Raw genomic sequence first — 25,232 nt, 5'->3', positions numbered from 1 at the left:
GTCTTGCCGTTCTTGCTCTTCACGGGCTTCAGGGCATTGCTGCGGCTCGCGCAATATTTACTCTGCGATGGGCTTTTCGAGAAGAAACTAAACCCGCGCTAACGGCACTCTCAAAGAACCGGTACTACAGCGGAATCGGGCCTTCCCGGCCTCTAGGGTTGGAGTATGAACGAGCGTTATCGGAACGGACGGCCATGGGTTCCGACAGCGGCGGGGCACGTCTGCCGGCTGATCGGTGTCCTGGACCTGGTGAGTGCCCTTTTTCCCGGCTTCCGGCACTCCCGGGTCCACGGCTGGCTCGGTGAGCTTCCCGGCGGGGTGACCACGCTGGCCGCGGTGGGCCAGCTGACGAGCGGGCTGCTGCTGGTCCTGCTGGCCCATGCGCTGCGGCGCCGCAAGCGCCGGGCCTGGCGCGCGGTGGTGGTGCTGCTGCCGCTGAGTGCGGCACTCCACCTGGTGCACCGTCATGAGCTGGTCACGGCGGTCATCGCGCTGGTGCTGCTGGCGCTGATCCTGGTCCACCGACGTGAGTTCTACGCCAAGGCCGACCCGCGTACCCGGCTGAGGGCGCTCGCCAGTCTCCTCGGCCTGGGCACTGTCAGCGTTCTTCTCGGCCTGCTCATCGTCAGCGTCCACCCGTCGAGCGAGCGCCGCTCGTACGCCTTCCCGCAACGGCTGGAGCACGTGGTGTACGGGCTGTTCGGCTTCGAGGGGCCGCTGCGGTACACCTCCGGCCGGATCGCCGATCTGGTGGGCTACTCGCTGGGCGCACTGGGCCTGCTGACCGCCCTGACCAGCGCCTGGCTGGCACTGCGCCCGGAGACGCCGGAGCCGGAGCTGACCGCCGGGGACGAGACGCGCGTGCGGGCGCTCCTCGATCGCTACGGGGCCCGCGACTCCCTGGGCTACTTCGCGTTGCGGCGGGACAAGAGCGTGCTGTTCTCCCCTTCCGGCAAGGCCGCGATCGCCTACCGGGTGGTCTCGGGGGTGATGCTGGCCTCCGGCGACCCGATCGGCGACATCGAGGCCTGGCCGGGCGCGATCAAGGCCTTCATGACCGAGGCCCGGAAGCACGCCTGGGTACCCGCCGTGGTGGGCTGCAGTGAGACCGGCGGGGAGATCTGGGCCAGGGAGACCGGGCTGGACGCGCTGGAGCTGGGCGACGAGGCGGTGGTCGACACGGCCGACTTCTCGCTGTCGGGACGCGCCATGCGCAATGTGCGGCAGATGGTGAAGCGGATCGAGCGCAACGGATATGTCTGCCGGGTCCGCCGAGTCGCTGAACTGGACGACACGGAGCGGCAGCGGATCGGTGACGCTGCGGCACATTGGCGGGGAACCACCGTGGAACGCGGATTCTCCACCGCGCTGGGCCGGTTCGGTGATCCCGCGGACGACGAGTGCCTTGTCGTCACCGCCCACAGGGCACCCGATGAAGCAGCGGGGGAGGACCCGGCCGGCGATGACCTGAAGGCGGTACTGCACTTTGTGCCCTGGGGACCCGAGGGCATCTCGCTGGACCTGATGAGACGCGACCGCTCCGCCGACCCCGGCCTGAACGAGCTGCTGATCGTCGCGGCGCTGCAGGCGGCGCAGGAGATGGGCGTACGGCGCGTGTCACTGAACTTCGCGATGTTCCGCTCGGCCCTGGCCAGAGGCGAGCGACTCGGTGCCGGACCGGTGCTGCGCGTGTGGCGCGGCCTGCTGGTCTTCGCCTCGCGATGGTTCCAGATCGAGTCGCTCTACAAGTTCAACGCCAAATTCCAGCCGCACTGGGAGCCGCGCTTCCTGGTGTATCCGCAGGCACGTGATCTGCCCAGGATCGGGCTCGCCATCATGAGGGCGGAGGCATTCATCACGCTGGAACTGCCGCGGGCCAAACGCCCCGGGCGGCGCACCACGCCGGCGCCCGCCCGGGCCGAGGACGTCCGGCCCGCGGTCTGAGATCACGAGACCAGCGGAAGGGCGGCCTTGTCCTCGAGCCAGGAGGCGCGGGAGAGAATGGCTCGCTGCACCTGCCGGAGCCGGAGGCTCGGTTCCATTCCCAGTCCTTCGACGAGTTTGTTCCGGAGGGCGTTGTAGACGCCGAGTGCATCGGCGGTGCGGCCGCTTCGGTAGAGAGCCACCATCAGATAGAGATAGAGGTTCTCCCACAACGGCTGGTCCGCGACCAGGCCATAGGCTTCGCTGATCACCCAGGCGTTCCGGCCGAGCCGGAGTTCGGTTTCCACCCACAGCTCGTGCGCGGAATTCCGTTTTTCGTCCAGCTGGCGGCCCAGGTCGTCCAGCATGGGCAGGCCGCGGACATCGGCGAGTGCCGGCCCGCGCCACAGCGCGATGGCGGAGGCCAGCAGCTCCGAGGCCTCCTCCATCCGGCCGATGGCGCTCAGATGGTGGGCCCTGGCCACCGTGGACTCGAAGCGGTGCAGGTCCAGTTCGTGCCGCTGCCCCAGGTCGAGAACGTAACCCGGAGCCCGCGTGGCCAGGACGCCCCGGTCTGCGCCCAGTGCCGCCAGATGCTTGCGCAGCCGGGACACATAGACCTGCAGAGCGGTGGCCGCGGTGCGCGGCGGGTCGTCCGACCAGAGGAGGTCGGTCAACTGCTGAACGGAGACGACTCGCTCGGCGTTCAGGCACAGAAGTGCCAGCAGCGCCCGCTGTTTGAGAGCGCCGGGACCCTGTGAGACGGAGCCGTCGGCTGTCGCAATCTGCAGCGGACCGAGTATGTGAAAGTCCAATTCTGTTCCCCCGTTGGCGTGTTTTCCATGACGGCAGGGTGGTCAATCCCGCCGAAGGATGATCTTCGGTGGCGTGCCGGACGCAGGCAAGTTCGCGGTGTTCCTTTTACCGAGAATTGGCTCGACTCTCACCGTGCCTTGAGCGCCGGGAGGGCCGGGCCGATCGGATGTGTCGTACGCCATCGTTGTGGAATATGCACAGCTGGACGCATTATATGCGGCTGGTCCGGCGCATGGGAGAGTTTAGCGGCGCGGTCTAGTCTCTGAAATATCTGCACAACGCGATTTACGGGGGCAAGAGTTGGACGGCACACGTCTGCCGCTTTCGGCTGCCCAGCACGAGATATGGCTGGCCGAGCAATTGGATCCAAAAGGTCCGCAGTCGCGCATCGGTGAATATTTGGAGATTCGGGGGCCGATCGACCCGGAAAGGTTCGAAGCCGCACTCCGGCGGACCATCGCCGAGACCGAAACCTTTCGGACACGGTTCGGGGAAGGCGAGGGCGTGCCCTGGCAGACCGCCGATCTGGCCGATGACTGGGTCTTCCCCGTTCTCGACGTCACCACCGAGGACGACCCCATGGCGGCGGCCAAGGCCTGGATGCGCGCCGACCTGGCCCGCCGGCTGCCGCTGTCCACCGGTCCCCTCTTCTCGTACGCCCTGTTCCGGCTCGGACCCGAACACTTCGTCTGGTATCTGAGCGCTCATCACATCCTGGCCGACGGGCACAGCGGCGCACTGATCTCCCTCAGGGTCGCCGAGCTCTACAGCGCCGCCGTCACAGGCCGCGACCCGGCCCCGGCGATGTACGGCAGCCTGCGCACCCTTCTGGAGAACGAGCGTCGGTACCAGCAGTCGGACGCGTGCGCGGCCGACCGGGCCCACTGGGCCGGCCGGTCAGCCGAGGAACTCAGGCCGACCAGGCTGGCCGGTACCCCCTCCGGCACACCGGACCGCAACCTGACCGAGACGGGGCGGCTCGCCCCGGCCGAGACCACCCGGCTCCGTACCGCGGCGCGGCAGGCGCGCACGCACTGGTCGGTGCTGCTGATCGCCGCCACCGCCGCCTACCTGCACAAGATGACGGGGGAGCGGCACGTGGTCCTCACCCTGCCGGTGGCGGCCCGGCCCGACGCCGAACTCCGCTCGATGCCGGGCATGCTCTCCAACGCCCTGCCGCTGCACGTGGAAGTGCGCCCGGAGGAGTCCGTACTCGACCTGATACGCAAGGTCTCCCTGGAGTTCCGCCGACTGCTCCGGCACCAGCGCCACCGGGGGGAGTCCCTCTCCCGGGCCTTCGGGCTGCATCCGCAGGAGAGCTTCCTGACCGGCCCTCAGGTCAACATCATGTCCTTCGACTACGACCTGGAGTTCGCCGGGCACCGGGTCGAGGCGCACAACCTCACCCAGGGACTGGTCGACGACCTCTCCGTCACGGCCTACGACCGCTCCGACGGCTCCGGACTGCAGATCGACCTGGTCGGCAATCCCGAGCTGTACCGGCGCGACGAGCTGGCCGCCCACCACCGGCGCTTCCTGGCACTGCTCAGGGCGTTCACCGCGCCGGACGCCCAGGAACGAGCGGTCGGTCTGATCGACCTGGCCACCGAGGAGGAGCGCGCCCACCTGCTCGCCGAGTCCCGCGCCAACCGCCTCAAGCACCACGAGACCACGCTGCCCGAGCTTTTCGCCGCCCAGGCGGCACGCACTCCCACTGCGACGGCCGTGCTGGACTGCGACGGACGTGCCCTGACCTACCGGGACCTCGACCTTGCGTCGAACCGCCTCGCCCGGCTGCTGATCGCCGAAGGCGCCGGCCCGGACCGGATCGTGGCCCTGGCGGCGTCCCGGTCGGCCGACATGGTCGTCGCCCTGCTGGCCATCCTGAAGGCCGGAGCCGGGTACCTTCCCGTGGACCCGGAGTACCCGGCGGAGCGGATCGCGTTCATGCTGCGGGACTCCGCGCCCGCGCTGCTGCTCACCACCGCACAGGTTCTCCCCGCCCTGCCCGGGACCGGCGTCCGCACCCTGGTGGTCGACGGGCCCGAGACCGCCGAGGCACTCCGGCACCGGTCCGCTGCCGCGGTGGACGACCGGGACAGGCTCGGCCGGCTGGAGCCGTGGCACACCGCATACGTCATCTACACCTCGGGCACCACCGGGACCCCCAAGGGCGTGGTGATGCCCACCAGCTCCCTGGTCAACCTGCTCAGGTGGCACAACGACGACCTCCCGAACGTTCCCGGCACCAGGACGGCCCAGTTCACCGCACTCAGCTTCGACGTGTCGGTGCAGGAGATCACCTCGGCGCTGCTCTTCGGCAAGACCCTGGTCATCCCGGACGACGACATCCGACGCGACCCGGACCGCCTGGTCAAGTGGCTGGACGAGCAGCAGATCAACGAACTCTTCGCACCCCACCTGGTGATCGAGGCGGTCTGCGAGGCCGCGGGCGCACAGGACCGGGACCTTTCTGCGCTGCGGGTACTCGCCCAGGGTGGCGAGGCACTTGTACCCGGCCGCGCCGTCCGGGAGTTCTGCCGCCGGGTGCAGAACCGGCGACTGCACAACCATTACGGCCCTTCCGAGACCCACCTGGTCACCGCCTACACTCTGCCGGCCGACACCGCCGACTGGCCCTCCGCCGTGCCGATCGGCCGGCCGATCCCGAACGTGTCGGGTCACGTCCTCGACAGTGGACTGCGTCCGGCGCCGCCGGGCGTTCCGGGCGAGCTCTACCTGGCCGGTGAGGCACTTGCCCACGGTTACCTACGCCGTCCGGCCCTGACGGCCGAACGGTTCGTGGCGGACCCCTTCGGAGAGCCCGGGAGCCGGATGTACCGCACGGGCGACCTGGTCCGCCGCCTGCCCGACGGCGATCTGGAGTACCTGGGCCGTACCGACCACCAGGTCAAGATCAGGGGCATCCGGATCGAGCCGGGGGAGGTCAGGGACGCCGTCGCGGGCTGTCCGGGCGTCACCCAGGCCGAGGTCGTCGTCCGTGACGACCCCTCGGGGGCCGCTTGTCTGGTCGCCTATGTGGTGGCGCAGGGCCCGGGAGCACCGACTCCGGCGGCCGTCCGCGAGTATGCGGCGGAGCGGCTGCCCAGGCACATGGTGCCGGCCGCCGTGGTCGTGCTCGACACGTTCCCGCTGACCCCCAACGGCAAGCTCGACCGCCGGGCCCTGCCCCGACCCGACTTCACCGCGGCCACCCCCACCCGTGCCCCGCGCACCGCGCGGGAGAAGGCCCTGGCGGCGCACTTCGCGGAGGTGCTGGGAGTGGATCGGGTCGGCGTGGAGGACGACTTCTTCCAGCTCGGCGGTCACTCGATGCTGGCGGCCCGGCTGCTCGCCCGGATCCGGGCCGACTTCCGGGTGGAACTGAGCGTCCGGGACCTGTTCGAGGCCCCGACGGTGGCAGCACTGGACAGCCGGATGACCGCTGCAGCACCGGACGAGGGGCCCCTGGCACCGCTGCTGCCGCTGCGCCGCCGGGGCGGTCGCCCGCCCCTGTTCTGCTTCCCTCCTGCCGCCGGCATCAGCTGGTCCTACCAGGGCCTGCTCCGCCACCTCGGCCCCGATCAGCCGGTGTACGGCCTGCAGGCGCGCGGGCTGACGGACCCCGGGCGGATGCCCGCCGGCGTCCAGGAGACGGCCTCCGGCTACCTGGAGCAGATCCGGGCCGTGCAGCCCACCGGGCCCTACCACCTGCTCGGCTGGTCCTTCGGCGGGCTGGTGGCGCATGCCGCGGCGACCGCCCTGGAGGCGGAGGGCGAACGGGTGGCGCTGCTGGCCGTACTGGACTCCTACCCCTGCCCGAGTGGCATGGGACCGGCGCCCGAGATCGATGAACACGCCTTCGTCAGGCTCGTGTTCGGCGACGCCGACCGGATGCCGGACGAGGTGCCGACCAGCCGTCTGCACGAGGTCTTCCTGCACGACCTGCGTCTGATGACCTCGTTCACACCCGGCCGCTTCCAGGGCGATCTGCTCTTCTTCGCCGCCGCGCTGTCCGACCCGGCCGATCCCTACGAGGCCGGGCGCACCTCCCCGCATGCCTGGCGGGCGTACGTGGACGGCGAGATCCGCACACATGACGTGACCGTGACCCATCACCGCATGACCACGCCCGAAGCCCTCGCGCAACTGGGGCCCGTACTCGCCGACCACCTGCACAGAGCGGCCCTCGGCCGCGAATCCGTGGGGAGCTGAACCGTGCCGAACCCCTTCGACGACCCCAACGGGACCTACCTGGTTCTGGCCGACGGGAAAGGCCACCACTCGCTGTGGCCGGCCTTCGTCGACGTCCCCTCCGGCTGGACCGTCGTCCGTCACGCCGGCACCCGCCAGGAGTGCCTGGACCACATCGACCAACACCCGACCGACCGACTGGAGCACGAAACCACATGACCACGACGCCGATTGACGAACCAACGCAGGACATCGAGGAACTGGCACGCATCCGCGCGCTGGTGCGGCACGGAATCGACGGCCGTGAGGACTACCACGGGCCCAGGCTGCTCCGGCGCCTCGCCGAGGACCGGCAGGGCGGACCGTACCGGCACTTCTCGGTGCGCCCCCACGGCCCGCTGCTGGGTGCGGAGATCGAGGGGCTGGACCTGTCCGAACCGCTGACCCCCGAGCTCTTCGAGGAACTGGACCGTGCCCTGCTGGAGTGGAAGGTCCTCTTCTTCCGCGGGCAGGAACTCACCCACGAGCAGCAGCGGGCCTTCGCCGCCAACTGGGGCGAGATCGACCAGCATCCCTTCCTGCCCAAGGGCGCCTCCCAGGACGTCGTACGCCTGGAGAAGGGGGCTGACAACCCCGGCTTCGAGAACGTCTGGCACCACGACTTCCCCTGGATCCCCAACCCGCCGCTCGGCGCGGTCCTGCGGATGGTGGAGATGCCCGAGGCCGGCGGCGACACGCTCTTCGCCGACACCGGCGCGGCCTACGACAACCTGCCCGACGAGATGAAGAGGCGCCTGGAGGGCCTGCGGGCGGTGCACGACTTCACACCGTCGGCGAACTACCGCGACCTGCTGACGGACGAACAGCGCAGGCACTTCCAGGAGTTGTTCCCGCCGGTCGCCCATCCGGTGGTACGGACCCACCCCAGGACAGGACGCAAGAGCCTGTTCGTCACCTCCATCTTCACCACCCACATCGAGGGGCTCGAGGCCGAGGAGAGCGAGGAGCTGCTGCGCTACCTGTTCCGGCAGGTCCAGTACCCCGAGTACCAGGTGCGTTTCCGCTGGCAGCCGGGGGACGTGGTGTTCTGGGACAACCGCGCCGTGCAGCACTACGCCACGTCCGACTACTACCCCCACCGCCGTGTCGTGGACCGTGCGGCCATCGCCGGTGACCGGCCGTTCTGAGGTGGCCGCCCGCACGGCTGTGGTGAGCGGCGGCACCCGGGGTATCGGACTGGAGCTGTCCAGGCGGCTCAGCGCCCTCGGTCACCACGTCCTCGCCCTCTACCGGGGCGACGAGCGGGCGGCCCGTGCGGCTGCCGGGCAGGGCGGGTACGACATCGAAGCCGTGCGGATCGACCTGACCCGCCCGGCCGAGGTCCGGGCGGGCTGCGAGCGCATCCTCGCCGCCCACGGCGCACCGCACGTCCTGGTGAACAACGCCGGTGTCAACCGGGACCGGCCCTTCCTGGAGCTGACCGACGAGGACTGGGACCAGGTGATCGCCACCAACCTGTCCGGGCCGTTCCGCCTCAGCAAGGCGCTGGCCCCGGCGATGGTGGCGGCAGGCCGCGGATCGATCGTGAACATCGGGGCGACCACCGCCGTCCGGCCGCGGCCGAACGGGGCCAACTACTGCGCCAGCAAGGCCGGGCTGCTTCAGCTCACCCGGTGTCTTGCGCTGGAACTCGCACCGGCGGTCCGGGTCAACGCGCTGATCCCCGGCTTCACCGACACACGCGAGGTCGTCGAGCGGTACCGGCTGGACGAGCCGGAGCCACGCCGGCGCGTCCTGGGCCAGATCCCGCTCGGGCGGATCGGCACGGTGACGGACGTCGCCGACGCCCTCGAATTCCTGGTGACCGAGCGGAGCCGCTACCTCACCGGCCAGCAACTGGTCGTCGACGGCGGCAACTTCATGGGCTGAGCGCCACAGTGCAGGGCCCATCCGTGACAAGCGAGAGAAGCGAAGATTGTTCAGCGAAGAATTGATTGGCGAGGAACAGATCAACCGCTACCACGAGGACGGTTTCCTCCTGGTGGAGTCCGCACTGACCGCCGGCGAAGTGGCGGCCCTGCGTACGGCGTTCGAGCGTGACTGCGAGGTGCCCGGACCCCAGCGGATCACCGAGGACGACGGTGGCGCGGTGCGGGCCGTCTACGCCTCCCACCAGCGCCAGCCGGAGTTCGCCGCGCTGATCCGCGACCCCCGGGTCCTGGGACCGGTCCGGCAGTTGCTGACCGAGGACGTCTACCCCTACCAGTTCAAGATCAACGCCAAGCCGGCCTTCGGCGGCGAACGCTGGTCGTGGCACCAGGACTACGTCGCCTGGCGGATCGCCGACAACCTGCCCGCCCCACGCCAGATCAACGTCGGCGTCTTCCTCGACGAGGTGGACGAGTTCAACGGTCCGGTCATCTTCGTCCCCGGTTCCCACCGCGCCGGCCTGGTGCGCGACGACCGCCGCGAGGAGGCCAAGTCCGAGCTGCACCTCGACCCGGACGACATCGCGCTCACCGCCGAGCAGCTCGCCGACCTGGTGACCACGCACGGTATGACCAGTCCCAAGGGCCCGGCCGGCTCGCTGGTCTTCTTCTCCCCGGAGATCGTGCACGGTTCGGCTCCGAATATGTCCCCGTTTCCGCGCCGGCTGCTCATCGCGACCTACAACGACACCACGAACCTGCCGAGCTGGCCCGGTGAACCACGCCCGGAACACGTGGTCCTGCGCGACACCCGGCCGCTGGTGCCCCTTGAGGAACCGTTCCTCGCATCCCTCGACGGAGCCGCACGATGACCGCGCGATCCGTACCGGGGTCCCGCGCCCTGGTCCTGGAGGAGTTCGACCGGCCCCTGAAACTGCGGGAGTTCGACCTCCCGTCGGCCCCTGCGGGCGGGCTGGTGGTGGCCTGCAGTTACGGCGGGGTGTGCGGAACCGACCTGCACCTTCAGAAGGGCCACCTGGCGGTGCCCACCCCGCTGGTGCTCGGCCACGAAGGTCTCGGCGTGGTGCACGAGCTGGGCCCCGGCACCAACGTGGACGCGGCAGGTCTGCCGCTGCGGGTGGGGGATGCGGTGATGTGGGCGTCCTCCATCGCCTGCGGCGTCTGCGTGCCCTGCCGGCAGTACCGGGAGCCGACGCTGTGCGAGCAGCGCCGCACCTACGGCGTGAACCGCTCCACGGCGGAGGAACCGGCCCTTTCCGGGGCCTGGGCCGAGCACATCGTGCTGCGCCCGGGGACCACGGTCGTCAGACTCGACCCGGAGCTCGATCAGGTGGCCGCGATGTCCCTGGCCTGTGCCGGTCCGACGGTGGTGCACGCCCTCCACGAGCGCCGGCCGGTCCGGCTGGGCGAGACGGTCGTGGTCCAGGGCAGCGGGCCGGTGGGCCTCGCCGCCGCGGCACTGGCCCAGCTCTCCGGCGCGGGCAAGGTGATCATCGTGGGCGGCCCCGCCGAGCGGCTGCGCCTTGCGGCCGAGGCCGGCATCGGCGACGTGCACATCGACATCGCCGGCGCGGCAGCACCCCAGGAGGTGCTGGCCGAGGTGCTGGAGGCGACCGGCGGTCTCGGCGCCGATCTGGTGATCGAGTGTGCGGGAGTGCCCGCAGCGGTGGCCCAGGGTCTCTCCCTGGCCCGGCGCGGGGGCTCGTATCTGGTGATCGGCCAGTACACGGACGCCGGTGACACGGTGCTCAACCCGCACCAGATCGTCTTCCGGCAGCTGGACGTGATCGGTTCCTGGGCGTTCTCCGGAGCGCACCTGGTCGAGTACGTGAAGCTTCTCCCGGCACTGACGGCGCGCTTCGATCTCGCCCGGCTGGTGACGGTGTTCCCGCTGAGCGACCACGCCGAGGCGCTGGCCCGGGTGTCCGACGGATCGGTGATGAAGGCGGTCTTCACCGGTTGACCTGTGAGGGCGTCATGCGGAAGGGGTTCCTCCCGTACGACCGGGAGGAACCCCTTCCGCATGCCTCAGCCGTGCAGGACGGGCGCCGCCGTCTTCTCCGCGTCGGCCGCGGCGGACGGGTCGCTGTCCTGACGGGGAGCGTTGATGAGGGTGAAGGCGGCCAGCGCGGCGATGCCGAGGATCGACACGGCCCACCAGGTCGCGACCGTGTACCCGTGGACGGCGGCGTGATCGGCGTAGCCGGTCCTGCCGAGGGACCTGGCCTGCTGAAGGTGCCGGGCGGCCCAGCGATGGCCCGCACTGCTCGCGACGGTGTTCAGCAGCGCGGTCCCGATCGATCCGCCGACCTGCTGCGAGGTGGAGACCATGGCGGAGGCCACGCCGGCGTCCCGCGGCTGTACGCGGTGCGTGGCCAGACTCGTCGCGGGCATGAAGGCCGTGCCCATGCCGAGCCCGAGCAGGACCTGTGCGGGCAACACCACGGCGACGTAGGAGCTTTCGACCTTGAGCTGAGTCAGCAGCAGGATGCCGAGGGCGGAGACCAGGAAGCCGGTGCCCATCAGCAGCCGGGGCGGAAGCACGTTCATCAGCCGGGAGCCGATCTGGGTGGACCCGGTCACCATGCCCAGGATCATCGGGAGGAAGGCGAGCCCGGTGACGACCGGCGTGTACCCCTTCACGACCTGCAGGTAGTAGGTCAGGAAGAGGAAGAGGCCGAACATGCCGATGACGGACAACCCGAGGGAGAGATACACCCCGCCGCGGTTGCGGTCGGTGACGACCCGCAGAGGGAGCAGCGGTGTCGCGACCCTGCTCTCGACCACGACGAAGACGGCGAGCAGCAGCACCGCGACGACCAGCAGCAGCACGGTGAAGTGCGCGCGCCACCCGTGTGTCTCGGCCTGTGAGAAACCGAGAACGAGCGAGACCAGGCCACCGGTCGCCAGCAGGACTCCGGGGATGTCCAGCCGGGACCGCTGCGGCCGCTCGGCGGGTTCGCGGACCACCGTCACGGCGCCGACGATCCCGGCGACCGCGAAGGGGATGTTGACGTACAGCGCCCAGCGCCAGCTCAGATACTGGGTGAGTACTCCGCCGAGGATCAGTCCGAGTGCGCCGCCGCCACCGGAGACGGCTCCGTAGATGCCGAACGCCTTGGCACGCTCTCTCGGTTCGGTGAACGTCACGGCCAGCAGGGACAGGGCGGCCGGCGCCAGCAGGGCCCCGAACACCCCCTGCAGTGCGCGGGCGGCCAGCAGGGTCGCGGTGCCGACCGCCGCACCGCCCAGCGCGGAGGCTCCCGCGAAGCCGACAAGGCCGATGACGAACATACGGCGGCGCCCGGCCAGGTCGGCGATGCGGCCGCCGAAGAGCAGCAGCCCGCCGAAGGCCAGCGAGTAGGCGGTGATGACCCACTGGCGGTTGCCGTCGGAGATGCCGAGGTCGTGCTGTGCCGACGGCAGGGAGATGTTGACGACCGTTGTGTCGAGGACGACCATCAGCTGAGCCAGTGCGATGAATATCAGCGCTTTCCAGCGCCGGGAGTCTGACCGTTGGGCGTCCGGACGGGGCGGCGTCCCTTGCATGATGTGATCCCTCGCGGAAGTAGGGGGAACCGGGCGCCGGCCCGTGACCGGCGCCCCTGACGTGCAGCCAGGTGCAGGGCGATGCCCGCGCGCCCTATGACTCCGGCTCCGGGGCTGCGGGGGCCGGCACGATGCCGAGTTCGGGCAGGATCGCCGAGAGCGTCGCGACCGCGGCGTCCAGCGCCTCCCGCACACCCGGTCCCTCGCCCGCCGTCCGCGCGAGGATGCCCTCCCGGACGGCCAGCAGGGTGGCCGCGACACCGCCGACCGGCGCGACCCCGCGGGCCACCCCGGGACAGCACCGCTGGAGCAGTTCCGCCAGGGCGTCCCGGACGGCTCGGTCGTGTTCGTCCAGCTTGGCGGCGAGCTGCGGATCCCGGGCGGCGTGGATGCGGAACTCCAGGAACAGCAGGATCCAGTTCCGCTCCAGCGCGTTGACCTCCAGCAGCGCCCGGGCCACCCCCTCGGCCGAGACGGCCCCGGGCCCGTCGAGCAGCCGCTCCAACTGGTCGAGACGGTCCGCCGAGTGGCGGTCGAAGAGCGCGAGGACCAGGTCGTCCTTGCCGCGGAAGTTGGAGTAGAACGCGCCTCGCGTGTACCCCGCGGCGGCACAGAGGTCCTCGATCGTCGTCTGGGCGTAGCCGCGCTCCACGATGACGCGTTCAGCCGCCTCCAGCAGCCGTACACGGGTGTGCACCCGGCGGCGGGGCGGGCGGGTCTCCCGTCTGGGCACGGGGTCTGGGGCTGGTGTACTCACGGACTCACGATACACGGTGTATTGAATGCATCATGTATTGAATGCAGTGTGGATTGAATTCATGGCGTACTGAACCTGTGCGGCGGCCGTCCGAAGCTCAGTGATGCCCAGTTCGCCCGGTTGGAGAGGGAGTTGGAGCGTGGGCCGCTGTTGCAGGGTGGGCGGATCAGCGATGGACTGTGGCGCGGGTGAGGACGCTGATCGGCCGACTCTTGCGGTCGAGGCCGATCCACGCCGTCCGCGAGTGCACCGGCCGCAAGGACCAGCCGAAGCGCTTCGGCCGGCGGAACCCGTACGACCTGCTGATAGGCGTCCGTGTCCAGCTCGGCGGGCCGATCTGCTCGTCAGGGACGACGCGCGCCTGCGCCTGACCGCCGGGCTGCGGGAGTTCGTCGCCGTGCACGCACACGGGCTCACCGTCTTCCAACTGCCCGCCCGTGCACCTGATCTCAATCCTCAGGAGGGGCATCCGGTCGCTGGTCGAGCGCGAGACAGACAACCTCGCAGCCGCCACCCCGGGCCAGATCACCCGGGCCGTCCGCCAAGCGCGGACTCAGGCAGATCCAGTACCGCCCGGACCTGGTCGACGGCTGCCTCGTCGGCACCGGTCTCGCGCTTGACGTCTGACCGGCACGGTTGCCGCCCATCGCAGGGGAACATGCACGCGATGTCATCGCGTCGCCCGCGAATGCGGCAGCCCTTCGCATGCGCGGACCGGGTGGAAGGGTGGGGCTCGGCGTCGCACTGTTCGTGATGGCGGCACCCCTTTCCCGCGACCCGCGCGCAGCGCTCTGGTTCGGGGCCGTCGGCTTCCCGGCGGCGTCTTTTCCGCTGCTGTGGGTGGGGAGGCTCCCGGCAGACATGCCGCCGGCGTGGGATCCCAGGGTCCGTCAGCACCCTCGGTACGCGGAAGTCGCCCGATGGGGACGCATCGCGGGGCTGGCCATCGCCGTGCTCGCGGTGACCGAAGTGGTGCTCTCAGCGGTATTCGTGCGCGGCCTCGCAGCGCAGCCACCAGGCTCCGTCCAGCGGACCGTGGCTGACACCCGTAGTGAGAGTCAACCGGGGCACGGGCTTCCGACAGGTGCTTGCCCCGCCCGGGGAGACGCCCTCTGACCCTCTGTCGACATTCCGGTGACGTCCGTCATGCGAAACCGGCCCGGGCGCTCCTGGCCGTCCGATTCCGTCCTTCGCCGGGAACGGCACCGCCGTGGCCGCCCTGCCCGAGATGCTCGCGGTGGAACCAGCGTGCGTCCGGCCGACCGGGAACGGGGGTGCGAAGGTCACAGGGGCCGGAACAAGCCGTAGGGAGGGTGCGGACGAAACGACCAGGGCTCACTGGTCCGAGTAGCCGATGTCTCCGATGGTCCAGGCGCTTACGTCCTTCAGCGCGACGCGGTACATACCGCCTGTTTCGGGGATGCCGAAGCTGCCCTGGAGAATCCGGGCGACGTGGAAGTGGAGGTGCGTGGGCCGGCCACCGTGCTGTGGCTGGTCGCCGCTGTCATGGGGTGGGGTGAACGCGGCGGCGAACCGCCCCAGGTGCTCGGAGTCCCGCAGGACTTCGGCCACCCGCTCCTTCCACAGGGCTTCCGGGGCCAGGCGCCCCGTGATGACGGCTCCCGGGACCACCACGGTCAGGGACATCCGACTGCTGTGCTGCGACTCCACCATCGCGGCGATACCGACGAGCAGTTCGTCAGGGTGCGACATGCCTGAGGAGCCTGGTCCAGCGGGGGCGTGGCGCCGGGAGGGAATCGAGGGGTCACCAGCTCTGCAAACCGTGGTCGGATCCGGCATTCCTGGTCGGCGCGACCGGGGGCGCGTCGTGGCAGGTGAAGCCGAGCCCGGTCAGCGCCCGGCGCATCTCGCCCGCGGTGAAGTCGCGGCGGTCCAGCTTGGTGATCACTTCCCCGACCTGCTTGACGGGGTAGATGCGGCGGCCGATGGTCACGGACACTCCGGTGACGGGTTCGGGCGTGATGCCCTCCACCGACTGCTCGACCTCGCTCTTGATCAGGTCGAAGGGGAATCGGGCGATAACACAACGCATGGATGCCTCCACAGGGCTGGGGGGAGTAACACCGGAGGGGCCGACCGTGGCGGTCAGTGGGTGAGAGCGAGGACGCCCAGGGCGTAGCCCTGCTCGTCGACCACGGGGGACACGTCCAGCGTCCGGGCCCGCATGGCGGCTTCCGCCTCGCTGAGGACGGTCCCGTACGAGGTGAACGGTCCGCGGTCGAGCGGGATGTCCCGCAGCCGCGTCCGGTCGCTGTACCACGAGCCGCCGCGGTGCGCGGCGAGTTGGGCCCGTGTGACCAGTCCCGCGCATCGACCGTCCTCGTCCTGGAGAAGCAGATGCGGGACACGGGCACCGATGAGCACGGACAGGGCCACGTCAACCGTCATGTGATCGTCCACCTGGGGTCCGGGAGCGTGCATGGCGTCACGGGCGGTCAGGCCGGTGCCGTCGGCGGTTTCGGCCTGCCGGGTTCGGGGCGGAATCGGCATCAAGGGCTTCTCCTCTTCGTCGGGCGGGGCGGGACGAGCGAGAGCTGGCCTCGACCGCTGGGAGCGAACCCCCTGTCCGGGCTATCGGTTGTTCCTCGGGGCGGAGCGACGGGCCCGGGCGGCAGCCCGTCCGCCCCGAGCGCGACCGGCGGCTCCCGTGCGTTCGCGTCGCTCGTCGACCGGTGCGGTGACGGTGACGGGCACGCCGGAGGGTGTCCGGGCGCCGGTGATGCGATGCAGTTCGTCCTCGCCCGGGCGGATCCTGACGGTACGCGGCGTGATTCCGGCGTCGGCCATCAGGCGGTCAACCGTCCGACGCTGGTGCGGCAGGACGAGGGTGACGACGGTGCCGGACTCGCCGGCGCGGGCGGTACGGCCGCCGCGGTGCAGGTAGTCCTTGTGATCGCCGGGAGGGTCGACGTTCACGACGAGGTCGAGGTTGTCGACGTGGATCCCGCGGGCGGCCACGTTGGTGGCCACCAGGACCGTGACGTGGCCGTCCTTGAACTGGGCGAGTGTCCGGTTGCGTTGCGGCTGGGACTTGCCGCCGTGCAGGGCCGAGGCTCGCACACCGACGGACAGCAGGTGCTTGGCCAGCCGGTCCACCGCGTGCTTGGTGTCCAGGAACATGATCACTCGCCCGTCGCGGGCGGCGATCTCGGTCGCGGTGGCGTGCTTGTCGGCGTCGTGCACGTGCAGCAGATGGTGCTCCATGGTGGTGACGCCTCCCGCGGACGGGTCGACCGAGTGCACCACGGGGTCGTGGAGGTAACGGCGTACGAGGAGGTCTATGTTGCGGTCCAGGGTGGCGGAGAACAGCAACCGCTGCCCGCCGGGGCCGACTTGGTCGAGCAATGCGGTCACCTGCGGCATGAAGCCCATGTCGGCCATCTGGTCGGCTTCGTCCAGGACGGTGACGGCGACACGGTCCAGTCGGCAGTCGCCCCGTTCGTTGAGGTCCTTGAGGCGGCCGGGTGTCGCGACGACGACCTCGGCACCGCCGCGCAGCGCACTCGCCTGGCGGCCGATCGACATGCCGCCCACCACGGTGGCGAGCCGCAGACGCAGGGCGCGGGCGTAGGGGGTGAGCGCGTCGGTGACCTGCTGGGCCAGTTCCCGGGTGGGTACCAGGACGAGGGCGAGCGGCTGCCGGGGCTGGGCCCGTTGCCCGTCCAGCCGGGCCAGCACAGGCAGGCCGAAGGCGAGCGTCTTGCCCGAGCCCGTGCGCCCGCGGCCCAGGACGTCCCGGCCGGCCAGCGCGTTCGGCAGCGTGGCCGCCTGGATCGGGAAGGGCACGGTCACGCCCTCGGCGCCGAGCGCGGCCAGCAGACGTTCGGGCATGTCCAGTTCGGCGAACGTCTGGACCGCCGGCAGCGGATCGGTGAGGGTGACCGGTGGGGCGAACTCCTGTCGGCGTGTGGTGGGGCGTGCTCCTTGGCCGCTCTTTCGCCCGGCGGCCGGACGAGGACTCTGGCGGCGTGTCTCCTGCGCACGGAAGCGGCTGCCGCGAGCGGAGCCCGCCGAGCCCGTGGAGCTTCTGTCTGCGCGGAAGCGACCGGAGTTGCCGCCGGTACGACGGGTGCGGTTCATGGAGGAACCTTCCTCGATGCGGCGCGTATCGAGGAATTCCCCCAGCGGTGGAGAGCCGCACGAGGATTCACAAGAATGAGCCGAAGAAAATGCGAAAAGTTGGGTCTCTCGGCGTTGAAGCCGGGGCTGTCAGTAATTCCGGAAATGCGGTAAAAGTAATGGACTGGGGCCCGCACCCCAAGAGCGCGGGCCCCAGCCACATGGTTCGCGTCAGCGTCAGGCGGGAACGATGTTCTCGGCCTGCGGGCCCTTCTGGCCCTGAGTGACGTCGAAGGTAACCTTCTGGCCCTCCTGAAGCTCGCGGAAGCCGGAGGCGGCGATCTTCGAGTAGTGGGCGAACACGTCAGCGCCGCCGCCGTCCTGCTCGATGAACCCGAAGCCCTTTTCCGCGTTGAACCACTTCACGGTGCCAGATGCCATATTGAATCTCCCTCGGGGGGCAGTACCGGACTCCACACTTTGCGGATCCCGAGTCGCCGCGATGATCACCCTCCGGAAAGACCCGGAAAGCTCTGCAAAGAAACAAGTCTCTGGCAACCAAAACCGCAACTGGGTATCACGCTAACACAGGGGTGGGTGGAAACCCCATGCGATTTCGGGATCCTCCAGGAATCCTCATCCCACTGGAGCGCGTATTTCTGCATCGGCGGGACTAGATATCCACGCCGTGCTCGTCCAGCTTCCGGCGCATTTCCCGGTTCAGGCGGAGGGCTTCGTCGAGCTCGTCCTCAAGAGAGATGATGCGGCACGCGGCCTCGATGGGAGTGCCCTGGTCGACGAGTTCACGGGCGCGGGCGGCGATGCGCAACTGGCGTCGGGAGTAGCGGCGGTGGCTGCCTTCCGAACGCAGGGGGGTGATCAGCCCGGCCTCGCCGATGGCCCGGAGGAAGGCGGGGGTGATGCCGAGAACGTCGGCAGCCCGCCCCATTGTGTAGGCGGGGTAATCGTCGTCGTCGAGGTTGCCGGCGACAGTGGCGTTCTCAGCGGGCATAGCACCTTCGTTTCGGGGACGCGGCGAGGGACCCGGGCGTGCGCGGCACCCGTGCTCCGAAGGATTCAGCACCATCAGCCTCGTGCGACAACCCTAACTCCGGCGGGCACGGACATGTGGCCTCGCCGTGACAGACTTCCTGCCGCCGCACAGGCAAGGCTGCGAGGTCGATGCGGAACCGTCCTCTGGCCTGCCGTCGCACGGCTCACCGTGCGGGACGGCTGCAACTGTTCGCCCGGGTGCCAGGCGTCGGGTCGACGTGACCGAGGGCACGTCGCATGCCGGTGATCAGACCGGTCTCGTCCTTGGCGCGCAGGGCAATGCGGGCCGTCCGGGCCGGCCCCGGGGCCGCCTCATGACACGCCACACCACACATCGTCCGGACGTGGCGGGCGACTCGGAGGCGCGTGTCCGGGTGGAGGTCCGCATCGTCTCGGAGGACCCGAAGCAGCCCGGTTCGTGGCCGACGTCCTCCGACAACTGTTCGTCGGCGGAGAGCCGCGCAGTTGTCCGGCGTACCCGTCGGGCACAGGAGTCGCCATGAACGCCGTCCCCACCCCGCCGACAGCCCGCCTGCGGCTGGCGGCCCGATCGCCGCACGGCCGGCAGCCCCGACGCATCGACGGCGCATGGTGGCGCCGTTCCATGACCTGACTGCCGAACTTCCCGCGCTGTTGGACCAGTTGCCGCGTGCCTGGGTCGGATCGCCGCGTGACCGTGAGCGGTGCCATGTGGTCCGCGTCCCCTGGCCGGATGCTGATCGCCGGCCAGATCGTACGTCCGTGCAGGACTGACTCACCGCAGGCGCCGCACACTCCTGCGGGAGGAGCCGTGGATCGGCGCAGCACTTCGCGGACGCACGCGCTCCGCTGGACAGGGGGCCGGCACCACGGCCGGCTTCGATACGTCACGGCTTCTTCCGGACGCGACCCATCGTCCTGTAGCCCCGGGACGGCTCTGCTGAGGCTGGAGACGGCCGATGCGCAGCGGAGCCCTGGACGGCTCACGGTGGCCGCGTTCCCGGGACACCGGCGCCGAGCTTCCGCCGCTGATCACCGCGCTGACCGAGTACTCCACTTCTCGGGACGCAACCAGGCACCCCAGTCACCCCTCAGGGGGTGCATCCGCCTCTTCTTCCTCCTCCATGAACCGGATGCCTTCATGCGTCAGGGAGACGGTGGCGGGGGTCCTGTGCGATGTCCACTCGACGGTGATCAGGCCCTCGTCGGCCAGGTAGGTGCAGGCCGCGAAGAGGTCCTCATCGGGCAGACGGATCTCGTCACGGAGTGTCGCTCCGCTGACCTCGGGGCGATTGCGCTCGACGGCCTCGTACAGAGAGCGGAGAACCGCTTTCCGGTAGGTCTTGCGTTCACGGAGTGTCGTCATGGCTGTCGCCCTCGGGCTCGTGACCGACGGTGCGGACGCTGATGGCGTGGCGGGTCTTCGTGGCATTCACTGGCCGGTCACACCTCGTCCGCGGGATCGTGGTCATCGAATGACGATTCGCTGGACACCAGCCAAGACCGTGCGGGCTCCACGGCGTGCGTGGTGTCGATGGTGAGATGGAGACGGGTCGCACCTTCGCGACCGGCGGGGTAGCTGCGCTGCTCTGTCGAGGCGAAGCAGCAGCGCAGCACTTGGGCGACGCGGCGAGCGACCTCGGGTGTCGCCGCGACAATACGGACCTCGGCGTGGCCCACGGAGGGCAATGGCTCGGCATCCATGACGCACCTCCTGCGGGCGGCGCTGAGCGCGTACGCGGTCGCCGCCCGGACGTCCGCGATCCGGGTGCCTACCAGGCTCCCACGCACGCCCCTTCCCTGAAGCGTATGCCCGCGCCTGTGCTCCCCGCCCATCGAACCGGGCACCGGGGTCATGGTGATATCGGAGGCACCCGAGCGCGACGGCACGCGGAGTAGCGTGGTAGACGCGAATCACCTGTTCGCACCGAACTTCGAAGACGGGCGGTCCCACCATGACCGGCTCCGATACACCGCCTGGATACCGCCATCTGCCGAGTGGCATTCATCGGGCCGTGCGGCCAGGGTGTGCGCTCCTCCGGCTGGAGACGACGGAGTCGCGTGAGGGCATTCTCGACGGTGCCTGGTGGCCGCGGTCGCGCGACATCGGCGCCGAGCTGCCCGCTCTGCTGAGCGCCCTCACCGAGTACGTCGGCCCTGTCACCCGCGTCGGGCTGGATGCCACGGCCTGGGAAGCGCTCCCGACACGGATCGTCGTCGATGACCGCGTGGTGCACATCGACTCCTTCCCGGTCGGTGACGACACGGTCCTGATCACCCGAGGCGACGAGGACCTCTTCTCGCTACTGGTGGTTCCACCGCATGCGACGCCCGAGGCCGCGCGCGCCGCAATGGCCCAAGCCGTCAGAGCCGACAACATCGCCCAGGCGGCACAGATCCTCATCGACACCGGAAGCAGGCGGGGATCGGCGACCTGACGGATCCCTCGGCCCGACCCGCCGTCGACCGGCCCGCGCTGTGGCACCGCCATGCACTGTGGGTGACGGTGCCCGCCAGCGCGCCCGGGCCGAGGACCGCATCCGCGCCGCCCGTGCCACCGGCCTGTGCAACCTCCTCCTCCACGACGCCGCACAGAACCAGATCTGGCTGGAGATCATCCAGATCGCCCTCGACCTGCTCGCCTGGATGCCCATGCTCGCCCTGACCGGCCCCACCCGGCTTTGGGAGGTCAAGCGCCTGCGGCTGCGGCTGTTCTCCGCCGCCGCCCAGGTTGAGGCCGGCGACGGCCTCAACCTGGGCGGCCCGTCATCCACAAGAGGGGTGACGGCGTCAACCCGTCGGCGGAGCTGGGTAACCCCTCCGAGTGGGGCGTGGTAAAGCTGGAAATCAAAGATCCGGCCGCTCAGCTGAAAGGGAATACCTGCGAGAATGTGACTGATCAAGTGGCTGGGTGGCGAAGGGGGAGACTTCCTACGCCAACTCAACACAAGGTGCGGCATGGACCTGCTATGCATATTACGATAATGCATAAATGTGTCCGCCGTGATGAGGGTTGATCTCCCTCGGGTGGGCCATTACTCCGGGGCGCACACGGGCCCGGAGCAATGCCGCATTGGGGCCGGAAGGGGAGAGAGTGAACTTTTGGGGTGCTCGGGCCGCGTCGTTTGCGGCGCCACTCGGGCTTGGCTTGTTGCTTGGCCTGATAGGGCCTACCGCTGAGCATTGGGGCGGCCGTCCAGGTGCGGCTGTGGGCGCCGTTTTCACCGGTGGGTGGCCGTGGGGCTGTTACGCGTTTCTGGTGGGTTATTTCCGCCGGTCTAAAATCGAATCGGTTGTTCTCGCGCCTCTGGGCCTGGCTATCGGTGTCGTGACCTACTACCTGACTAAGGGAAGCCTGGCCTCCCTGGGTGGACTGGATTCCTCAGGTGCGGGATCATCCGGAATTGCCCTCTGGGGTGTGCTGGCATTCTTCTTCGGAGCACCCCTTGGGCTCCTGGGGAACCTCGCACAGGTGCCGGGCATCGGCGGCCTGTTCTTCCGGCTGCTTGTTCCCCTGGTGGCTTTTTATGAGACTTCCATGCGTCTGGAGACGGAGTCGCGCGGGCCGAGTCAGGTTGTTCTGGGTACCTGGACCACCGTTCGGTTCACGGCTGTTGCCGTTGCGGTCGCTCTGGTGGGCCACACGGTCTGGGGTTGGTGGAGGTCTCGCCGTATTCGTTCCGCCGGGGTGGGCGTTGGCTAATGAGGTGTTTCAGCGTGGCCACTGAGGTGTTTCAGCGTGGCCACTGATCGAGTGACGACGTAACCGTCCGCGACGGACAAGGGTCCCGTGCCGTTGAGGGAGGTGTTCGACGTCTCAACTCGCTGGCACAGGAGCCCTGTTGGTTTCCTACCCTGCCGCACTCGACCTGCCCCGTGCTCTGGTCGAGTGGGTCACCATGCTCACCCGCGAGGGTGACCGCCGCTGCAAGCTCCCACCGCACCAGCGGGCTCTGGTCGGTCTGGTGTACCTGCGCCGGCACGACACTCTCGCGCAGCTCGCCGTCGGCTTCGGCATCTCCGTCGGCACCGCCCCCGCCTGCATGGCCGCGGTGATCGGCCTGCTCGCCGACCGCGCGCCCGGCCTACTGCGCGCGCTACGCGAAGCCGACCCCGACTACGTCCTGCTGGACGGCACCCTTGCCGAGTGCGACCGGGTCGGCGACAGCCGTGCCGATTACTCGCACAAGCACCGCCGGCACGGATGATGGATGACATCTTCGCTGAAGATCAGGAAGAGGAGGCGACGGAGGACGGGGAAGAGGGCGACGCGGTGGCCTGATCACATTCGTTTGGCCCCCTGTTTGGCCCCCGAGCATGGAAGAGGGCCATTCGCGATCATGCGAATGGCCCTCTGACCAGCGTCGGGGTGGCGGGATTTGAACCCACGACCTCTTCGTCCCGAAGCAACTTGGGCGGGGCCGCTGCCTTGGGTTCGTACGTCTCTCACCTGCGCTGATGGTCCGCAGGCGTCCGTGCACGTCCGCGGTTGTTCGTCGGCGTTGTCACGCAGTTAGACACTCACCGCCTGATCGCACGATGCGGCACAGCCGTGGCCTGGTCGGTGCTGACCCGGTAGAGAATGGCACGGTGGACATAGCTTCGGAACTGCGCGGACTTACGGGCTCGTTGTCGCGAGAAGAGGGGGTCTTCGGCCGTGTGGTCGACGAGGCCGGCGGATCGGTTCCGGAACTCGTGCGCCAAGTGGCCGCCGAGGCCGAACAGGCTTGGAAGCACTACGCAGTGGAAGGTGCAGTCGGCCCGGACACACCGGTGGAGATCGAGGACGCACTCTCGCAGATCGACGCCGAGCGCGCCGTGGACCTCTTGACCTACTTGGCGGCCTATGACCTCGTGTTCCCGGACTCAGGACGCCGTGACCGCACCCACGCCCACAGAGCGGCGGAACGTGTCGTGCGCCTGCTGGGCTACGAGGCGGTCTGGTACACGAACATCAGCGACCTCTCGCCCCGAGTACGGGCATGGAACCCGGTCACCCGGCATACCTTCGACGGTGTCGTTGCGGGGACTGGCGATCACTTCACTGTGGTGTTGTTGCAGGTGGGTGAGGACTGAGCCCTCGGATGGGGAGAAACACCCCATCTTGCCTGACCGCTAACTTGGGTGTTAACCCGTTTGGTCCGGGGGCTGTGACCTGGGGTTTCGTGAGTTGCGGTGGATGGCTCGCCTGCCGCTGCCGGTCGTCGTTGGGTGGCCTCGGGGGGCGTCGGACGGCCCAGAGACGGCCCAGAGTTGATCATCACGGAACGGTCGGATGGTCGACGGCGGACATCTTTGATACGCGCCGCATGAACCTCAGCCGACGACAGCCAGCCACGATGGCGGGTGCGTCGACCGATCAGGCGCGCGTGTGCCTCGCTGCACCCCCACCGGCCTCAGCAACGATGCAGTGCCGTCGACGGGAGCAAGTCGCGCTGGCCGGGCCGTAGGGACGAATCGGAGGTGATCGCCTCCCCAAAGCCCTCAACTTGGGAAGCTGAGGTGATCTGCGAGCGATGGCCGGGGTGACCTGCACGGGAGCGATGCCGGCGCCTGGTCGCTCGCCGAGTTGTTACCCGGTGTTCCCCGTGGTTCCCCGCACGATCTGGCACGGGTCTGGCACGACCGCCAGCGGCGCCAACCGTGGCACCAAGGCCAGTGTCAGCGGCTGCTGTTAGCTTCCGAGGTGCAGATGGGCCGGTTCGATGTCCTCACTGAGGAACACGGCGGCCAAGGGGGGTGGCCGGATAGGAGTCTCCAGACCTGCACGGTCCCGAGACGCCGAATGGCTCCGCACCCACCCCCCTCACAACCTTCTGATCCGTAGCTCTACAGAGATCGGTCAACGGCGGTCATAGAGGCCGCCGTACGGTCCCTCAGAGTCGCTGTCGGTCATGGTCGGTTGCTGTGGTTGCTGTACTCCGCTGCTGTACAGCTCTCCACGATGCGGGAGAAGCAGGTAGAGGTTCAGGCAGCCGCTGGCACCGGACTCCCTGGGCTCTATCACCGGACGGCCCGATCAGACAGGTGCCGACCCAGATCCGGGCCCAGCCCACTGAAGAGCCCCCTCCTTGCGGTGGAACCGCAGGTAGGGGGCTTCTTCAGGGCGAGTTACTTCTTCTTGCCCTGGGTCTCGTCGTGGCCCGGTTCGTGGTGGCCCGGCTTGTGGTGGCCCGGCTTGTGGTGATCCGGCTTGTGGTGATCCGGACCGGGGTCGATGGTGGTGGGGTCGTTGGCGGTGTGGGTGGTGTTGTCGCCGCCTCCGGTGACGGTGACGGTGTTCGTGACGACCTGGGTGGGGGTGTTACGGGGGACGCGGACCCTCAGAGTGATGGGCGGGTAGCTGCTCCCGGGGGCTAGGACGTCGCTGCGGGTGCAGGTGAGGGTGGACAGGGTGCAGCGCCATCCGCGGCCTGTGATGCTGAGGGCGGTGAGCGGTGTCGGGAGGGTGTCGTGCACGGTGACGGTGGTGCCGTTGGTTGGGGCGGTTCCGTTGTTGCCGACGGTGATGGTGTAGACGCCCGGCCCGCCTGGGGTGAAGTTCCCGGTATGGGTCTTGGTGATGGTCAGGCACTGAGGGGCGCCGCCGCCTAGGTAGCGGGCTAGCGCGAAGTCGAAGGTGCCGCCCGCGTTGCTCCGGCCCGCGGCGACGATCTTGCCGTCGGTCTGCACCGCCACCCCCGAAGCCAGGTCGGCGCTGCCGGTGCCGAAGCCGGTGGTGACCTTGCCGCCGGTGCCGAAGCAGGAGTCCAGGCTGCCGTCGGTGTTGTAGCGCGCCAGTGCGAAGTCGGCGTTGCCACTCGCGGTGGTCAAGCCGGCGGCGACGATCTTGCCGTCGGTCTGCAGAGCCACTCCGAACGCCTCGTCGATGCCGCCGAAATCGGTGAGGACCTTACCGCCGGTGCCGAAGGTGGAATCCAGGCTGCCGTCGG

21 protein-coding genes and 5 pseudogenes are annotated in these 25,232 nt (G+C 69.3%); 14 read left to right on the top strand and 12 right to left on the bottom strand.

Annotated elements, in window-relative coordinates:
• Positions 1-165 precede the first annotated feature (165 nt).
• The gene (locus ABT186_RS14175; protein WP_351236368.1) at positions 166-1,944 is read left to right on the top strand and encodes a phosphatidylglycerol lysyltransferase domain-containing protein; all 1,779 of its coding nucleotides are present in this window, start codon (positions 166-168) and stop codon (positions 1,942-1,944) included.
• A 2-nt stretch (positions 1,945-1,946) separates the two neighbouring features.
• Here the strand turns inward: ABT186_RS14175 and ABT186_RS14170 are convergent, their stop codons facing one another.
• Positions 1,947-2,738 (bottom strand): AfsR/SARP family transcriptional regulator, encoded by a 792-nt coding sequence (locus tag ABT186_RS14170; protein ID WP_351236366.1) that lies wholly within the window; start codon positions 2,736-2,738, stop codon positions 1,947-1,949.
• A 301-nt stretch (positions 2,739-3,039) separates the two neighbouring features.
• On the opposite strand from ABT186_RS14170, the gene ABT186_RS14165 reads away from it, so the two are divergent.
• The 6 genes from ABT186_RS14165 to ABT186_RS14140 are packed head-to-tail and all read left to right on the top strand — an operon-like array spanning position 3,040 to position 10,845.
• Positions 3,040-6,954, top strand: coding sequence for a non-ribosomal peptide synthetase (locus tag ABT186_RS14165; protein WP_351925214.1), 3,915 nt, complete (start codon positions 3,040-3,042; stop codon positions 6,952-6,954).
• A gap of 3 nt (positions 6,955-6,957) precedes the next feature.
• Entirely contained in the window at positions 6,958-7,152 is a 195-nt protein-coding gene (locus ABT186_RS14160) for an MbtH family protein (protein ID WP_351236362.1), read from the top strand.
• Positions 7,149-8,120 (top strand): TauD/TfdA dioxygenase family protein, encoded by a 972-nt coding sequence (locus ABT186_RS14155; RefSeq protein WP_351925212.1) that lies wholly within the window; start codon positions 7,149-7,151, stop codon positions 8,118-8,120. Before ABT186_RS14160 ends, ABT186_RS14155 begins: the two co-directional genes overlap by 4 nt.
• Positions 8,104-8,862 (top strand): SDR family NAD(P)-dependent oxidoreductase, encoded by a 759-nt coding sequence (locus tag ABT186_RS14150; protein ID WP_351236358.1) that lies wholly within the window; start codon positions 8,104-8,106, stop codon positions 8,860-8,862. The genes ABT186_RS14155 and ABT186_RS14150 overlap by 17 nt, the downstream gene beginning before the upstream one ends.
• Before the next feature lie 46 nt (positions 8,863-8,908).
• Positions 8,909-9,733: a phytanoyl-CoA dioxygenase family protein gene (locus ABT186_RS14145; RefSeq protein ID WP_351236356.1), complete on the top strand. Its 825-nt coding sequence runs from the start codon at positions 8,909-8,911 to the stop codon at positions 9,731-9,733.
• On the top strand, positions 9,730-10,845 hold the full coding sequence (locus tag ABT186_RS14140; RefSeq protein ID WP_351236354.1) for a zinc-binding dehydrogenase: 1,116 nt from the start codon (positions 9,730-9,732) through the stop codon (positions 10,843-10,845). The genes ABT186_RS14145 and ABT186_RS14140 overlap by 4 nt, the downstream gene beginning before the upstream one ends.
• A gap of 65 nt (positions 10,846-10,910) precedes the next feature.
• Here ABT186_RS14140 and ABT186_RS14135 read toward each other — a convergent pair whose 3' ends face one another.
• Complete coding sequence (locus ABT186_RS14135) at positions 10,911-12,431, bottom strand: MFS transporter (protein ID WP_351925211.1); 1,521 nt, start codon at positions 12,429-12,431, stop codon at positions 10,911-10,913.
• Between the two features lie 94 nt (positions 12,432-12,525).
• The gene (locus ABT186_RS14130; protein ID WP_351925210.1) at positions 12,526-13,188 is read right to left on the bottom strand and encodes a TetR/AcrR family transcriptional regulator; all 663 of its coding nucleotides are present in this window, start codon (positions 13,186-13,188) and stop codon (positions 12,526-12,528) included.
• 84 nt (positions 13,189-13,272) lie between these two features.
• Between ABT186_RS14130 and ABT186_RS47960 the strand changes: the two are divergent.
• A pseudogene (locus ABT186_RS47960) lies at positions 13,273-13,815 on the top strand (transposase domain-containing protein); the annotation flags it as partial.
• A gap of 708 nt (positions 13,816-14,523) precedes the next feature.
• Here ABT186_RS47960 and ABT186_RS14120 read toward each other — a convergent pair.
• The 6 genes from ABT186_RS14120 to ABT186_RS14095 all read right to left on the bottom strand — a co-directional run bounded on the left by ABT186_RS14120 (position 14,524) and on the right by ABT186_RS14095 (position 18,280).
• Positions 14,524-14,901 carry a GvpU-like protein gene (locus tag ABT186_RS14120; RefSeq protein ID WP_351225644.1) on the bottom strand — a complete coding sequence of 126 codons (378 nt, stop codon included), beginning with the start codon at positions 14,899-14,901 and terminating at the stop codon, positions 14,524-14,526.
• Positions 14,902-14,953: 52 nt separating this feature from the next.
• Positions 14,954-15,241 (bottom strand): SCO5918 family protein, encoded by a 288-nt coding sequence (locus tag ABT186_RS14115; protein ID WP_351225646.1) that lies wholly within the window; start codon positions 15,239-15,241, stop codon positions 14,954-14,956.
• Between the two features lie 53 nt (positions 15,242-15,294).
• The gene (locus tag ABT186_RS14110; protein WP_502973197.1) at positions 15,295-15,699 is read right to left on the bottom strand and encodes a CBS domain-containing protein; all 405 of its coding nucleotides are present in this window, start codon (positions 15,697-15,699) and stop codon (positions 15,295-15,297) included.
• An 81-nt stretch (positions 15,700-15,780) separates the two neighbouring features.
• Positions 15,781-17,289: a DEAD/DEAH box helicase gene (locus ABT186_RS14105; protein ID WP_351225648.1), complete on the bottom strand. Its 1,509-nt coding sequence runs from the start codon at positions 17,287-17,289 to the stop codon at positions 15,781-15,783.
• Between the two features lie 216 nt (positions 17,290-17,505).
• Entirely contained in the window at positions 17,506-17,709 is a 204-nt protein-coding gene (locus ABT186_RS14100) for a cold-shock protein (protein WP_351225650.1), read from the bottom strand.
• Positions 17,710-17,941: 232 nt separating this feature from the next.
• Entirely contained in the window at positions 17,942-18,280 is a 339-nt protein-coding gene (locus ABT186_RS14095; RefSeq protein ID WP_351225652.1) for a MerR family transcriptional regulator, read from the bottom strand.
• A 979-nt stretch (positions 18,281-19,259) separates the two neighbouring features.
• On the opposite strand from ABT186_RS14095, the pseudogene ABT186_RS14090 reads away from it, so the two are divergent.
• A pseudogene (locus ABT186_RS14090) lies at positions 19,260-19,310 on the top strand (hypothetical protein); the annotation flags it as partial.
• A 74-nt stretch (positions 19,311-19,384) separates the two neighbouring features.
• Here the strand turns inward: ABT186_RS14090 and ABT186_RS14085 are convergent.
• Together ABT186_RS14085 and ABT186_RS14080 are read right to left on the bottom strand one after the other, a co-directional pair.
• Entirely contained in the window at positions 19,385-19,666 is a 282-nt protein-coding gene (locus ABT186_RS14085; RefSeq protein ID WP_351925209.1) for a hypothetical protein, read from the bottom strand.
• A 77-nt stretch (positions 19,667-19,743) separates the two neighbouring features.
• Entirely contained in the window at positions 19,744-20,004 is a 261-nt protein-coding gene (locus tag ABT186_RS14080; RefSeq protein WP_351225725.1) for a hypothetical protein, read from the bottom strand.
• A 251-nt stretch (positions 20,005-20,255) separates the two neighbouring features.
• On the opposite strand from ABT186_RS14080, the gene ABT186_RS14075 reads away from it, so the two are divergent.
• The 5 genes and pseudogenes from ABT186_RS14075 to ABT186_RS14055 all read left to right on the top strand — a co-directional run bounded on the left by ABT186_RS14075 (position 20,256) and on the right by ABT186_RS14055 (position 23,376).
• Complete coding sequence (locus ABT186_RS14075) at positions 20,256-20,738, top strand: DUF5994 family protein (protein WP_351225658.1); 483 nt, start codon at positions 20,256-20,258, stop codon at positions 20,736-20,738.
• 73 nt (positions 20,739-20,811) lie between these two features.
• A pseudogene (locus ABT186_RS14070) lies at positions 20,812-21,033 on the top strand (transposase); the annotation flags it as partial.
• A 475-nt stretch (positions 21,034-21,508) separates the two neighbouring features.
• On the top strand, positions 21,509-22,003 hold the full coding sequence (locus tag ABT186_RS14065) for a hypothetical protein (RefSeq protein WP_351225660.1): 495 nt from the start codon (positions 21,509-21,511) through the stop codon (positions 22,001-22,003).
• A gap of 139 nt (positions 22,004-22,142) precedes the next feature.
• A pseudogene (locus tag ABT186_RS14060) lies at positions 22,143-22,505 on the top strand (helix-turn-helix domain-containing protein); the annotation flags it as partial.
• Between the two features lie 454 nt (positions 22,506-22,959).
• Complete coding sequence (locus ABT186_RS14055; protein ID WP_351925207.1) at positions 22,960-23,376, top strand: hypothetical protein; 417 nt, start codon at positions 22,960-22,962, stop codon at positions 23,374-23,376.
• Between the two features lie 1,035 nt (positions 23,377-24,411).
• Here ABT186_RS14055 and ABT186_RS14050 read toward each other — a convergent pair.
• A pseudogene (locus ABT186_RS14050) lies at positions 24,412-25,232 on the bottom strand (hypothetical protein); the annotation flags it as partial.

Source organism: Streptomyces sp. NPDC001634 (assembly GCF_040298185.1).
Taxonomy (GTDB): Bacteria; Actinomycetota; Actinomycetes; order Streptomycetales; family Streptomycetaceae; genus Streptomyces.
Note: the sequence above shows the minus strand (reverse complement) of the source record. Positions and strands in the feature narration are given on the sequence as shown.

What these genes read in the sequence shown, in the direction of transcription:
- ABT186_RS14175 (WP_351236368.1), top strand. Translation starts at nt 166, where the DNA reads ATGAACGAGCGTTATCGGAACGGACGGCCATGGGTTCCGACAGCGGCG.
- ABT186_RS14075 (WP_351225658.1), top strand. Translation starts at nt 20,256, where the DNA reads ATGACCGGCTCCGATACACCGCCTGGATACCGCCATCTGCCGAGTGGC.
- ABT186_RS14105 (WP_351225648.1), bottom strand. Translation starts at nt 17,289, where the DNA reads ATGAACCGCACCCGTCGTACCGGCGGCAACTCCGGTCGCTTCCGCGCA.
- ABT186_RS14095 (WP_351225652.1), bottom strand. Translation starts at nt 18,280, where the DNA reads ATGCCCGCTGAGAACGCCACTGTCGCCGGCAACCTCGACGACGACGAT.
- ABT186_RS14085 (WP_351925209.1), bottom strand. Translation starts at nt 19,666, where the DNA reads ATGACGACACTCCGTGAACGCAAGACCTACCGGAAAGCGGTTCTCCGC.
- ABT186_RS14080 (WP_351225725.1), bottom strand. Translation starts at nt 20,004, where the DNA reads ATGGATGCCGAGCCATTGCCCTCCGTGGGCCACGCCGAGGTCCGTATT.
- ABT186_RS14155 (WP_351925212.1), top strand. Translation starts at nt 7,149, where the DNA reads ATGACCACGACGCCGATTGACGAACCAACGCAGGACATCGAGGAACTG.
- ABT186_RS14110 (WP_502973197.1), bottom strand. Translation starts at nt 15,699, where the DNA reads ATGCCGATTCCGCCCCGAACCCGGCAGGCCGAAACCGCCGACGGCACC.
- ABT186_RS14140 (WP_351236354.1), top strand. Translation starts at nt 9,730, where the DNA reads ATGACCGCGCGATCCGTACCGGGGTCCCGCGCCCTGGTCCTGGAGGAG.
- ABT186_RS14115 (WP_351225646.1), bottom strand. Translation starts at nt 15,241, where the DNA reads ATGCGTTGTGTTATCGCCCGATTCCCCTTCGACCTGATCAAGAGCGAG.
- ABT186_RS14120 (WP_351225644.1), bottom strand. Translation starts at nt 14,901, where the DNA reads ATGTCGCACCCTGACGAACTGCTCGTCGGTATCGCCGCGATGGTGGAG.
- ABT186_RS14135 (WP_351925211.1), bottom strand. Translation starts at nt 12,431, where the DNA reads ATGCAAGGGACGCCGCCCCGTCCGGACGCCCAACGGTCAGACTCCCGG.
- ABT186_RS14100 (WP_351225650.1), bottom strand. Translation starts at nt 17,709, where the DNA reads ATGGCATCTGGCACCGTGAAGTGGTTCAACGCGGAAAAGGGCTTCGGG.